This is a genomic window from Bradyrhizobium sp. BLXBL-01 (assembly GCF_051853025.1).
GTDB lineage: Bacteria > Pseudomonadota > Alphaproteobacteria > Rhizobiales > Xanthobacteraceae > Bradyrhizobium.
Genome location: NZ_CP182471.1, coordinates 382,203 through 393,401, shown reverse-complemented (window position 1 = coordinate 393,401; position 11,199 = coordinate 382,203). Strand labels below are relative to the sequence as shown.

The window sequence follows — 11,199 nt, the reverse complement described above, 5'->3', positions numbered from 1 at the left end:
AAAAATTCCCATGCGCTACCCCAAGATTTCCTGAGGCCCGGCTGTGAGCGGATTGAACCAGGGCGACATGCAGCTGTCCGGTCACGGACTGAGATGCGTGCGCGGCGGACGCGAGGTGTTCGCCGGGCTCGATTTCGCGGCCGTCTCGGGCGAGGCCGTCGCGGTCGTCGGCCGCAATGGATCGGGCAAGACCTCGCTGCTGCGGCTGATCGCGGGCCTGCTGGTTCCCGCCGGCGGGACGATCGCGCTGGACGGGGGCGACGGCGAGCTGACCCTGGCGGAGCAGTGCCACTATCTCGGCCATCGCGATGCCCTGAAGCCGGCGCTGAGCGTTGCCGAAAACCTGACGTTTTGGGCTGATTTTCTTGGAGGCGAGCGTTTCGATGCGGCTGACAGCCTCGCCAAGGTCGGCCTCGACCACGCCACCCATTTGCCCGCCGGATTCCTGTCCGCCGGACAGCGCCGCCGGCTCTCGCTGGCCCGGCTGCTGACCGTCCGCCGCCCGGTCTGGCTCTTGGACGAGCCGACCAACGCGCTGGACGTCGCCGGTCAGGACATGTTTTCCGGATTGATGCGCGAGCACCTGGCTGGCGGCGGCATGATCGTCGCGGCGACGCATGCCCCGCTCGGCGTCGATTCGCGAGAGCTGCGGATCGGGGGGACGGCGTGATGCCGATGCACCCTCAGCTTTCCGAGCGGCTGGGCGCCGTGCTCTCAGCGTGGACGCAGCCGTTGCCGCGGGCTCCCTCGCCTCTCCCGCTTGCGGGAGAGGCCGGCATAGGCGGCCCTTGGCCGCCGTCCCTTGAAAACGCCGATGCTTTGCATCGGCTATGGCGCCGGGTGAGGGTTCTCTCCTCCGGGGGAATCTTCGTTGTCGAGACACCCTCTCCCCAACCCTCGCCCGCAGGCGGGGGAGGGAGCGCACCGCGCTTTGGGCGCGATGGGAGGATCCCATGACCGCCCTCTCCGCCCTGATCCGCCGGGACATCCGCATCGCGCTCCGCGTCGGCGGCGGAGCCTTGATTGGCGTCTTGTTCTTCCTGACCGTGGTGGTGCTGATGCCGTTCGCGGTCGGGCCGGATCTGGCGCTGCTGTCGCGGCTGGGCCCGGCCATTCTCTGGCTCGGCGCGCTGCTGGCGAGCCTGCTGACCCTGGACCGGCTGTTCATGGCCGACCATGAGGACGGCTCGCTCGACCTGATCACGATGAGCCGGACGCCGTTGGAACTCGCCTGCGCCGCCAAGGCGCTGGCGCATTGGCTCGCCGCCGGCCTGCCGCTGATTGTCGCAACCCCCGTGCTCGGCCTGTTGCTCAACCTCGACATGGTCGCCACGGCGGCGGTGGCGCTGACGCTGCTGGCGGGCACCCCGGCGCTGACCTTCACCGGCATGATCGGCGCAGCGCTCGCGGTGACGCTGCATCGCGGCGGGCTGTTGATGGCCGTCCTGGTGCTGCCGCTGTCGATTCCCGTGCTGATTTTCGGCGTTGCGGCCTCTCAGGCGGTGATCGTCGGTCCCATGACCTTCGGCGCGCCGTTCTCGATCTTGTGCGCGCTGTCGCTGGTCAGCCTCGTGATCGGCCCGTTCGCGGCGGCGGCGAGCCTGCGCCATGGTCTCGATTGAGATGGGTCGGACCAACCTTGACCCCGATCAACTTTCGCCACGGACTTTCGTGCTGATTGCCTGAGCGGCCCCCGGTGATTATCAGGATACCATGACGCTGATCGACCTCGCCAACCCCACGCGGTTCCTCGCGCTGACAGCGCGGGTGTTGCCGTGGCTGGCGGCCGCGACAATCATCCTGCTCACGATCGGTCTTTATCAGGCCGCCTACGCGCCGGACGACTATCAGCAGGGCGCGACCGTGAAGATCATGTTCATCCACGTGCCCAATGCCTGGCTGTCGATGTTCGTGTGGGGCGTGATGAGCATCGCATCATTGGGCACGCTGGTGTGGCGGCATCCGCTCGCCGACGTCGCCGCCAAGGCCGCAGCGCCCATCGGCGCCGCCTTCACCTTCCTCGCGCTGCTCACGGGCTCGCTGTGGGGCCGGCCGATGTGGGGCACCTATTGGGAATGGGACGCGCGGCTGACCTCGGTGCTGATCCTGTTCCTGATGTATCTCGGCCTGATGGCGCTGTGGCGCGCGGTCGACGATCCCTCGCGCGCGGCGCGCGCCGCTGCGGTGCTGACGCTGGTCGGCGCGATCAACCTGCCGATCATCAAGTTCTCGGTCGATTGGTGGAACACGCTGCACCAGCCCGCCTCGGTGATGCGCATGGGCGGCTCGGCGCTGGACAAATCGTTCCTGATTCCGCTGCTGGTGATGGCGATCGCCTTCACGCTGCTGTTCGTCACGCTGCACCTGGCCGCGATGCGCAACGAGATTTTGCGCCGCCGTGTCCGCTCGCTGCAGATGATGCAGGCGAGTCGCATCGCGTTTTCGAGCGAGGTGGCCGCCGGCTCGCGTGAAGACAATGCGTCGAAAGAAGCTGGGGCTGCATGACGATGTCGCTCGGTCCCTACGCCTCCTTCATCGTGACCTCTTATGCCGCTGCCGCCCTCGTGATCGTGATCCTGATCGGCTGGGTCATGCTCGATTATCGCAGCCAGACGCAGCGCCTGCGCGAGCTGGAGCAGCGCGGCATCACCCGTCGGTCGGGCCGCAGCGCGACGGAGCCGCGATGAGCGATCAACCTGCCTCCGCTCCGCCGCAGCGGCGCACCTTCCTGGTGGTGCTGCCGCTGATCGCCTTCATCGGCCTTGCGCTTCTGTTCTGGTTCCGGCTCGGCAGCGGCGATCCCTCGCGGATTCCCTCCGCGCTGATCGGCCGCCCCGCGCCGCAGACCGTGCTGCCGCCGATCGAGGGGTTGCAGGACAACGGCACGCAGGTGCCGGGGCTCGATCCCGCCGCCTTCAAGGGCAAGGTCAGCCTCGTCAATGTCTGGGCGTCCTGGTGCGTGCCGTGCCATGACGAAGCGCCGCTCCTGACCGAGCTCGCCAAGGACAAGCGCTTCCAGCTCGTCGGCATCAACTACAAGGACGCCGCCGACAATGCGCGGCGCTTCCTCGGCCGCTACGGCAACCCGTTCGGCCATGTCGGCGTGGACGCCAACGGCCGCGCCTCGATCGAATGGGGCGTCTACGGCGTGCCGGAGACTTTCGTCGTCGGGCGCGAGGGCACCATCGTCTACAAGCTGGTCGGTCCGATCACGCCGGACAATCTGCGGACGGTGTTGATGCCGCAGATGGAGAAGGCGCTGAAGGGGTCTTAGCCAAGACCGTCATTGCGAGGAGCTCGCGACAAAATTGCGAAGCAATTTTGCGCTGGTGCGACGAAGCAATCCAGAGTCCCTCCGCAGAGGCATTCTGGATTGCTTCGCTTCGCTCGCAATGACGAGCGGAGAGACCGTCACCCCTTGCTCACATCCCCCGCCTCGGCCTCGCTTCTTTCCAGCGAGACCGGCGCGAGGTGATAGCGCTTGGTCAGCGGCATCTGGGCGATGGCGAAGATCATCGTGATCGGGGTGACGCCGAACACCTTGAAGTTCACCCAGAAATCCGTGCTCTGGGTACGCCAGACGATCTCGTTCAGCACCGCCATGCCGGCGAAGAACAGCGCCCAGCGCAAGGTGAGGATGCGCCAGCCCTGCGGTGTCAGGTTGAACACCTGATCGAACATCACGGCGATGAAGGAGCGGCCGAACAACAGGCCGCCGCCGAGGATCGCGGCGAACAGGCCGTAGATGATGGTCGGCTTGACCTTGATGAAGGTCTCATCATGCAGCACCAGCGTCAGGGTGCCGAACACCAGCACGATCACGCCCGTGACGATCGCCATGATCGGGATGTGGCGCGTCACCATGTAGGAGGCGGCCATCGCCGCCACGATCGCGACCATGAAGGCGCCGGTCGCGGCGAACAGATTGAATTTCGCGTTGACGAAAAAGAATACGAGCAGCGGACCGAGCTCGGTCGCGAGCTTGAACAGCGGATGCGGCTGGGTCTTGTCCATTCTCTCTTCCGTCTCTCCCATCCTTCGAGACGACCGCTTCGCGGTCTCCTCAGGATGAGGACCTATTATGTGGCACGACCTCATCCTGAGGAGCCGCGCAAGCGGCGTCTCGAAGGATGAAGCTATTCAATTCCGGCGATGGCGCGGGCGAAGTCGCGCGCGGTGAAGGGCGCGAGATCGTCGACGCCTTCGCCGACGCCGATGAAGTGCACCGGCAGCTTGAATTTCTCGGCGAGCGCCACCAGGATGCCGCCGCGCGCGGTGCCGTCGAGCTTGGTCATCACGAGGCCGGTGACCCCGGCGGTGCGATGGAAGGCCTCGACCTGCGACAGCGCATTCTGGCCGACGGTCGCATCCAGCACCAGCAGCACGGCATGCGGCGCAGTGTCATCCACCTTGCGGATCACGCGCACGACTTTCTCGAGCTCGTTCATCAGCTCGGCCTTGTTCTGTAAGCGGCCGGCAGTGTCAATCAGCAGCACGTCGATGCCCTGCTCCTTCGCCGCGGTGAGCGCGTTGAAGGCAAGGCTCGCCGAATCCGAGCCCTGCGCGCCCGCGATGACCGGCGTCTTGGTCCGCTCGCCCCAGACCTTGAGCTGCTCGATGGCCGCGGCGCGAAACGTATCGCCGGCGGCCAGCATCACCTTGCGGCCTTCGGAGGCGAATTTCTGCGAGAGCTTTCCGATGGTGGTGGTCTTGCCGGAGCCGTTGACGCCGACGACGAGAATGACGAACGGTTTTTTGGCCGCATCGATCACGAGCGGCTTTGCCACCGGCGACAGCACCTTCTCGACCTCGGCCGCGACGACGTCCTTGACCTCGTCCGCCGAGATCGCCTTGTCGTAGCGCCCCGTGCCGACCGCGTCCGCGATCCGCACCGCGACTGACGTGCCGAGGTCGGCGCGCAGCAGCACGTCCTCGATGTCGTCGAGCATGGCGCGGTCGAGCTTGCGCTTGGTGACGAGGTCGGCGACCGCGGTCCCGAGCGAGGACGAGGTGCGCTTCAGCCCGTTGGACAGGCGGCGCCACCAGCTCAGCTTGGGGGGATCTGACGTGGTATCGTTCATGATGGCGTGTTAGCCGTTCCGGCCCGTAAACGAAAGCCTTGACCGAAAGTCCTGCAATTGCTCGATGTTCCCCAATTGACCGCCGATGAGATCCTGGCCCGCGTGCTCCATCGCGACGGGCTGATGCTGGTCATCGACAAGCCGGCCGGCCTGCCGGTGCATCGCGGCCCCAAGGGTGGCCCCAATCTGGAGGATTCCTTCGACGCGCTGCGTTTCGGCCTGCCGCGGCCGCCGGTGCTGGCCCACCGGCTGGACAAGGACACCTCGGGTTGCCTCGTGCTCGGCCGCCACCGCAAGGCGACGGCATCGCTGGGCCTTTTGTTCAAGCACGGCAAGATCGGCAAGACCTACTGGACCGTGGTCGAAGGCGGCCCTGCCGAAGACGAGGGCATCATCGACATGCCGCTCGGCCGGCTCAATGCCGAACGCGGCTGGTGGCAGAAGCCGGATCCCGACGGCCAGAAGGCCATCACCAACTGGAAGGTGTTGGGTCGGGGCGACGGTTTCGCCTGGCTTGCCATGGAACCCGTGACCGGCCGCACCCATCAATTGCGCGTGCATTCGTCGGCGACCGGATGGCCGATCTTCGGCGACAACATTTACGGCAACGGCCCGCGCTTCGGCGAGCCGCGCCTGCACCTGCATTCGCGCGAGATCGTGGTGCCGATCTCCCGGAACAAGGAGCCGATCCGCGTGGTGGCGCCGGCCCCGCTCCACATGCATGAGAAGCTCCGGGCCTGCGGGTGGAATGGGGAATAGGTGTCGACCCTCATGGTGAGGAGGCGCGCTAGCGCCGCCTCGAACCATGAAAGGCCCGCATCTCGCCCGCGGCCATCCTTCGAGACGCCCGCTTTGCGGGCTCCTCAGGATGAGGAGCGGAGCCGTGCCCGGCTACCGCGCCATGGTTTACGAAACGTTCAGGGCTCACCTCTAATGATAACGGTTGCTTAGAAAAAGCTTCCGTAACCGCTCAGGACGAGCCGCGCGTGATGACCAAGGCCGGGCTATCGATCATCGACGAGGTCGAATCCGCACTTCGGATCGGCTCGCCGGAAAAGGGCCTGGCGACGGCCCGCCGCGTCACCGAGCTGTTCCTCTCCTCCGCCGGCAATTTCGACGACGAGCAGATCGCGCTGTTCGACGACGTGCTCGAGCGCCTGATCGGCACGATCGAGCTGCGCGCCATCGCCGATGTGGCAGCACGCGTCGCCCTGGCCGAGATCAGCGCGCAGCTGGCGCCGATCGCGCAGGCGCCGCCGTCGGTGATCCGCCGCCTCGCCAACAATGACGAGATCCGCATCGCCGGCCCCGTGCTGCAGGAATCCGCGCGGCTCGACGACGGCGAGCTGGTGAAGATCGCATCGAGCAAGGGCGAGCCGCATCTGCTCGCGGTCGCCGGCCGCTGGTGGCTGAAGGAGATCGTCACCGACGCGCTGCTGGCGCGCCGCTATCCCAGCGTCAGCCGGCGGCTCGCCGCCAATCCCGGCGCGCGCGTCTCCGGAAAAGGGTTTGCCATCATCGTCGGCCAGGCCGAAAGCGATCCGGAGCTCGCGGTCGGCGTCGGGGTCCGCGTCGATTTGCCGTCGGAGCTGCGCCGCCAATTGCTGCGCTCGGCGACCGATGCCGTGCGCACCCGCCTGTTGTCGCGCGCTCCGCCGCATCTGTTCGAGGAGATCCAGAGCGCCATCGCCGCCGTCACCGTCGGCGTCGAGCGCGAGATGTCGGGTGTCCGCGATTTCGAGGGTGCCAAGCGCGCGATCGGGTATCTCAAGGCCACCGGCCAGCTCGACGAGGCGACATTGTTCGGATTCGCCAGACAGCGGCGCTATGAGGAGACGGTGGCGGCCCTGGCGGCATTGTCCGGATCGACCGTCGAGGTGATTCGTCCGCTGATGCAGAGTCTCCGCGAGGACGGCCTGCTGGTGCCGTGCAAGGCCGCGCAGCTCAGCTGGGAGACGACCATGGCCGTGCTCGAATGCCGTTTCGCGACAGGCGCAATGAAGCCGGCGGACATCGCCAGGGCGCAGGGACACTACGCGAGAATGACGGCGGAGAATGCCAAGCGGACGCTGCGGTTCTGGCAGGTAAGGGCGTCGTAGGTTTTCCCTCTCCCCTTGCGGGAGAGGGTGGCTCGCCGCGATAGCGGCGAGACGGGTGAGGGGTCTCTCTCCGCGCATGACCTCTCAATGTGAGTGCGCGGATACAACCCCTCATCCGGCGCTTCGCGCCACCTTCTCCCGCAAGGGGAGAAGGGAAGAGACAACGGCTTATGTGGTGAGCCGCTCGCCGTCAACGCCGGCAATCAATCGTGGCACGATGCTTCCGACCTGCTCGCCCGCAATCGCCACCGGCAGATAATGCTCCGTGCGGCCCTGCTCCGCGCTCTCGATCAGCACCTCGCGCGTTGCGCCGATCTCGGCTTGCAGCCGTTGTCGCAGCGCCGCCTCCCCCGCCGCACGCAACCGCTTCGCGCGTGCCTTGATCTCAGGCCCCGCCACCTGTGGCATCCGTGCGGCCGGCGTGCCGGGCCGCGGCGAATAGGGGAAGACGTGCAGGAAGGTCAGGCCGCATTCTTCGACGAGGTCGAGCGAGCGCGAGAACATCTCCTCGGTCTCGGTCGGGAAGCCTGCGATGATGTCGGCGCCGAAGACGACATCGGGGCGCAGACGGCGCACCTGCGCGCAGAATGCAATCGCATCCTGCCGCGAATGCCGCCGCTTCATGCGCTTCAGGATCATGTCGTCGCCTGACTGCAGCGACAGATGCAGATGCGGCATCAGCCGCGCATCCTCGGCGATGGCATCGAGCAGGTCGTCATCCGCCTCGATCGAATCGATCGAGGAGACGCGCAGGCGCTTCAGCTCGGGCACATGGCGCAGGATCTGCTTGGTCAGCATGCCGAGCTTCGGCGCACCGGGCAGGTCGGTGCCGTAGCTGGTGAGATCGACGCCGGTCAGCACGATCTCGGCATGGCCGCGCTCGACCAGCGTGCGCACCTGATCGACCACCGGCCCATCGGCACCGAGCGCGAATTGCCGCGCCCGAACGGGATGACGCAGAAGGTGCAGCGATGGTCGCAGCCGTTCTGCACCTGCACGAACACGCGCGGCAGGCCGCTCGCAAAACCATCGACGAGATGCGGCGCCATTTCCTTGACGGCCATGATGTCGCTGACGGCGATCTTCTCGCCGGCGCCGAGATCGAACGCATCGCGTGTCTTCCGCCACGCTTCGCCACGCATCTTGTCGTCATTGCCGACGACACGATCGACCTCGGCCATGTCGGCAAACATCGCAGCCTGGATCTGCGCCGCGCAGCCGGTGACCACGATGCGCGCCTCGGGGCGCTCGCGCTTCAGCTTGCGGATCGATTGGCGCGCCTGCGCCACCGCCTCGTTGGTGACGGCGCAGCTGTTGATGACAATTGTGTCGGAAAGCCCCGCGGCTTCCGCTTTGCCGCGAATCACCTCGGCCTCGAAGGCGTTGAGGCGGCAGCCGAAGGTGACGATGTCGACGGCCATCAGGCGACCGGCGCGAACAGCGCCGGATCGAAGGTGCCCTCATATTCGAAGGTCGCCGTGCCAGTCATCAGCACGTGATCGTCGCGCTCGCGCCATTCGATGCCGAGCTTGCCGCCGGGCAATGTGATCTCGACCTTGCGCTCGGCGCGCTTCAGCCGCGCCGCGGCGACGGCCGTGGCACAGGCCGCCGACCCGCAGGCCTTGGTCAGGCCGGCACCGCGCTCCCAGGTGCGGATCGTGATGTGCTCGCGATCGACGATATGAGCGAGCGTGATGTTGGCGCGCTCGGGGAAGATCGGATGGTTTTCCAAGAGCGGACCGAAGCGGCCGAGATCGTAGGCGTTGACGTCGTCGACCCAGAACACGGCGTGCGGATTTCCCATGCTCACCACTGAAGGCGAATGCAGGATCGGATGGTCGATCGGCCCGATCTGCAATTCGATGTAGCGGGTGTCGCGAAACTCTTCCGCCAGCGGAATGTCCTGCCAGCCGAATTTCGGCGCGCCCATGTCAACAGTGTAGAGATCGGGCGCCGGGCCCTGCCAGGCATTGAGCAGGCCAGCAGCCGTCTCGAACGTTGCCGTGGTCTGGCCGGTCTTCTCGAAGACGCGGCGCACGACGCAGCGCATGCCGTTGCCGCAGGCGCCGGCCTCCGAGCCGTCATTGTTGTAGATGCTGATGAAGGCCTCGGTGCCGTCGAGCCGCGGCCTCGAGAGCACCATGAGCTGGTCGTAAGCCACGCCGCCCTGCGCGGACGCCACGGCGCGGGCGTCGTCGGGGGTGACCTTGGCCGTCGAATCGCGCAAGTCGACAACGACGATCTCGTTGCCGATGCCGTTCATCTTGGCAAATGCGTGGTTGGCCAGGCCGCTCATGAAAATTCCCGAATTTCGCCTGCCTTATATGGCGATCCTTGCCGGCTTGGCCAGTAATTTGCCACCCGGGTCGGGACATGAGCCATGACGCATCTGTCATGGGACGAATTCGGCGCTCGCGTGTTAGAACGGCGCGGTTCGCGCGAACCGGGACGCGCGGCCGGGTTAAGGCCTTGGTGGGTAAGGCCTTGATGAATTCAGGCCCCGACGAAGCGGGGCCTTGGGGAGAACAGAATGACTAGTTTCCGTCGCCTCGCTTTGGCTGCGCTGATCCCGGCTGCGGCCTTGTCGCTTGGGCTGTCAGGGGCTCTGGCGCAGACGCCGAGCCCCGCACCGGCGGCATCGGCAAGTCCCTCGCCGGCCCCGTCGGCTTCGCCCGCTCCGGCTGCAAGTGCCTCGCCCGCCCCAGCGGCAACACCCTCGCCTGCGGCGAGCGCCTCACCCGCTCCTGCAGCATCGCCAGCACCCGCCGCCAGCGCCTCGCCCAGCCCGCCCCCGGCCGCCGCCGCGACGCCTGCCCCGGTTCAGACCGCCGATCCCTTCGGCCTCGAGACCACGCTCGAATCCAAGAAGGTCGTCATGGTCAAGGGCACCGCCAATTGGGACTCGGCCTTCGACACGCTGATCGATGCCTTCAAGGCGCTGAACGCGCTGCTCGACAAGCAAGGCATCAAGCCGTCAGGCAATTCGATGATCGTCTACACCTCGACCGACGACACCGGCTTCACCTTCCTCGCCGAGATCCCGGTCGAGCAGGACCCGAAGAACCTGCCCAAGGACATGAGCGTGGGCAGATCGCCTGAAGGCAAGGCGCTGAAATTCGTCCATCGCGGCTCCTACGACAACATGGACAACACCTATGAGGCGATCACCAACCACCTCGACGACAAGAGGCTGGAAGCCAAGGACACCTTCATCGAGGAGTACCTCACCGATCCGCTCAAGACCGCTGAGGACAAGCTCGTGATCAACGTTTTCGTACCGCTGAAGTGAGACTGATGAAAAAGCCTGCCCTACTCGCCGCCGTTCTTGCCACCACGCTGCTGGCCATGCCGGCGCGCGCCGACGATTTTCCCTCCGCGATCTCGGTGAGCGGCGAAGCCTCGGTGTCCGCGGCGCCCGATCTCGCGCAAATCGATGCCGGCGTCGCCAGCGACGCCAAGACCGCGAAGGAAGCCTCCGATGCCAACAACGCGGCGATGGGCAAGGTGCTGCTGGCGCTGAAGAGCGCAGGCATCGCCGAGAAGGATTACCAGACCTCGCGGCTGTCGCTGCAGCCGCAATACGGCCAGAATAAATCCACCGGGGCATCGCCCGTGGTCGGCTTCCGCGCGAGCAACCGTGTCACCGTGAAGATCCGCGACGTGACCAAGGTGGCCGGCATCATCGACACGCTGGTCAGCGCCGGCGCCAACGACATCGGCAACATCTCCTTCGAGGTGACGCAGGCATCGAAGCTGCTCGACGATGCGCGCGAGCAGGCGGTGACCGACGCGCGCCGCAAGGCCGAGATCTACGCCAAGGCCACCGGCGTTACGTTGGGCGCGCCGCTCAGCGTCACCGAGGGCGGCGGCCCGGTGCCGCTGTTCAAGGGCCGCATGGCGACAGCTCCGATGGCGGCGCCTGCGGCCGTTGCACCGGGCGAGGAAACGCTGACGGTGACGGTGAATGTGAGCTGGGCGATCAAGGCGGGGCAGTAGCCTCTTTCGTAAGAGGCACGGCG

The 11,199-nt window shown here is 66.4% G+C and carries 12 protein-coding genes and 1 pseudogene; 9 read left to right on the top strand and 4 right to left on the bottom strand.

Going from position 1 to position 11,199, the window contains the following annotated elements; genetic code table 11:
• Positions 1-67 precede the first annotated feature (67 nt).
• The 5 genes from ccmA to ACNJYA_RS01885 all read left to right on the top strand — a co-directional run bounded on the left by ccmA (position 68) and on the right by ACNJYA_RS01885 (position 3,274).
• Positions 68-670: a heme ABC exporter ATP-binding protein CcmA gene (gene ccmA, locus ACNJYA_RS01905; RefSeq protein WP_439367566.1), complete on the top strand. Its 603-nt coding sequence runs from the start codon at positions 68-70 to the stop codon at positions 668-670.
• 283 nt (positions 671-953) lie between these two features.
• Entirely contained in the window at positions 954-1,622 is a 669-nt protein-coding gene (gene ccmB, locus ACNJYA_RS01900) for a heme exporter protein CcmB (protein WP_063198473.1), read from the top strand.
• 91 nt (positions 1,623-1,713) lie between these two features.
• On the top strand, positions 1,714-2,505 hold the full coding sequence (locus ACNJYA_RS01895; RefSeq protein ID WP_439401932.1) for a heme ABC transporter permease: 792 nt from the start codon (positions 1,714-1,716) through the stop codon (positions 2,503-2,505).
• Positions 2,502-2,687 carry a heme exporter protein CcmD gene (ccmD, locus tag ACNJYA_RS01890; RefSeq protein ID WP_212257668.1) on the top strand — a complete coding sequence of 62 codons (186 nt, stop codon included), beginning with the start codon at positions 2,502-2,504 and terminating at the stop codon, positions 2,685-2,687. The genes ACNJYA_RS01895 and ccmD overlap by 4 nt, the downstream gene beginning before the upstream one ends.
• Positions 2,684-3,274, top strand: coding sequence for a DsbE family thiol:disulfide interchange protein (locus ACNJYA_RS01885; RefSeq protein ID WP_212257669.1), 591 nt, complete (start codon positions 2,684-2,686; stop codon positions 3,272-3,274). Before ccmD ends, ACNJYA_RS01885 begins: the two co-directional genes overlap by 4 nt.
• Positions 3,275-3,411: 137 nt before the next feature.
• On the opposite strand, the gene ACNJYA_RS01880 is transcribed toward ACNJYA_RS01885, so the two are convergent.
• Together ACNJYA_RS01880 and ftsY are read right to left on the bottom strand one after the other, a co-directional pair.
• A complete protein-coding gene (locus tag ACNJYA_RS01880) occupies positions 3,412-4,014 on the bottom strand; it encodes a septation protein A (protein ID WP_172789710.1) in 603 nt (200 codons plus the stop codon).
• Positions 4,015-4,136: 122 nt separating this feature from the next.
• Positions 4,137-5,081 carry a signal recognition particle-docking protein FtsY gene (ftsY, locus tag ACNJYA_RS01875; protein ID WP_439365172.1) on the bottom strand — a complete coding sequence of 315 codons (945 nt, stop codon included), beginning with the start codon at positions 5,079-5,081 and terminating at the stop codon, positions 4,137-4,139.
• Between the two features lie 57 nt (positions 5,082-5,138).
• Between ftsY and ACNJYA_RS01870 the strand changes: the two genes are divergently transcribed.
• Both ACNJYA_RS01870 and ACNJYA_RS01865 read left to right on the top strand, forming a co-directional pair.
• Entirely contained in the window at positions 5,139-5,840 is a 702-nt protein-coding gene (locus ACNJYA_RS01870) for an RluA family pseudouridine synthase (RefSeq protein ID WP_439365171.1), read from the top strand.
• A 230-nt stretch (positions 5,841-6,070) separates the two neighbouring features.
• The gene (locus tag ACNJYA_RS01865; protein WP_439367565.1) at positions 6,071-7,180 is read left to right on the top strand and encodes a DUF2336 domain-containing protein; all 1,110 of its coding nucleotides are present in this window, start codon (positions 6,071-6,073) and stop codon (positions 7,178-7,180) included.
• Positions 7,181-7,348: 168 nt separating this feature from the next.
• Here the strand turns inward: ACNJYA_RS01865 and mtaB are convergent.
• Positions 7,349-8,601, bottom strand: a pseudogene (mtaB, locus tag ACNJYA_RS01860) (tRNA (N(6)-L-threonylcarbamoyladenosine(37)-C(2))-methylthiotransferase MtaB).
• Positions 8,601-9,476 carry a diaminopimelate epimerase gene (dapF, locus tag ACNJYA_RS01855; protein WP_439401931.1) on the bottom strand — a complete coding sequence of 292 codons (876 nt, stop codon included), beginning with the start codon at positions 9,474-9,476 and terminating at the stop codon, positions 8,601-8,603. The pseudogene mtaB and the gene dapF overlap by 1 nt, the downstream one beginning before the upstream one ends.
• Positions 9,477-9,710: 234 nt before the next feature.
• Between dapF and ACNJYA_RS01850 the strand changes: the two genes are divergently transcribed.
• Positions 9,711-10,469, top strand: a complete 759-nt coding sequence (locus ACNJYA_RS01850; RefSeq protein WP_439365168.1) for a GyrI-like domain-containing protein — start codon at positions 9,711-9,713, stop codon at positions 10,467-10,469.
• A 5-nt stretch (positions 10,470-10,474) separates the two neighbouring features.
• On the top strand, positions 10,475-11,176 hold the full coding sequence (locus ACNJYA_RS01845) for an SIMPL domain-containing protein (protein WP_260381579.1): 702 nt from the start codon (positions 10,475-10,477) through the stop codon (positions 11,174-11,176).
• Positions 11,177-11,199 lie beyond the last annotated feature (23 nt).

Excerpts from the sequence above, each read along its gene's own strand:
- ccmA (WP_439367566.1), top strand. The coding sequence starts at position 68 with ATGCAGCTGTCCGGTCACGGACTGAGATGCGTGCGCGGCGGACGCGAG.
- ccmB (WP_063198473.1), top strand. The coding sequence starts at position 954 with ATGACCGCCCTCTCCGCCCTGATCCGCCGGGACATCCGCATCGCGCTC.
- ACNJYA_RS01895 (WP_439401932.1), top strand. The coding sequence starts at position 1,714 with ATGACGCTGATCGACCTCGCCAACCCCACGCGGTTCCTCGCGCTGACA.
- ccmD (WP_212257668.1), top strand. The coding sequence starts at position 2,502 with ATGACGATGTCGCTCGGTCCCTACGCCTCCTTCATCGTGACCTCTTAT.
- ACNJYA_RS01885 (WP_212257669.1), top strand. The coding sequence starts at position 2,684 with ATGAGCGATCAACCTGCCTCCGCTCCGCCGCAGCGGCGCACCTTCCTG.
- ACNJYA_RS01880 (WP_172789710.1), bottom strand. The coding sequence starts at position 4,014 with ATGGACAAGACCCAGCCGCATCCGCTGTTCAAGCTCGCGACCGAGCTC.
- ftsY (WP_439365172.1), bottom strand. The coding sequence starts at position 5,081 with ATGAACGATACCACGTCAGATCCCCCCAAGCTGAGCTGGTGGCGCCGC.
- ACNJYA_RS01865 (WP_439367565.1), top strand. The coding sequence starts at position 6,071 with ATGACCAAGGCCGGGCTATCGATCATCGACGAGGTCGAATCCGCACTT.
- dapF (WP_439401931.1), bottom strand. The coding sequence starts at position 9,476 with ATGAGCGGCCTGGCCAACCACGCATTTGCCAAGATGAACGGCATCGGC.
- ACNJYA_RS01850 (WP_439365168.1), top strand. The coding sequence starts at position 9,711 with ATGACTAGTTTCCGTCGCCTCGCTTTGGCTGCGCTGATCCCGGCTGCG.
- ACNJYA_RS01845 (WP_260381579.1), top strand. The coding sequence starts at position 10,475 with ATGAAAAAGCCTGCCCTACTCGCCGCCGTTCTTGCCACCACGCTGCTG.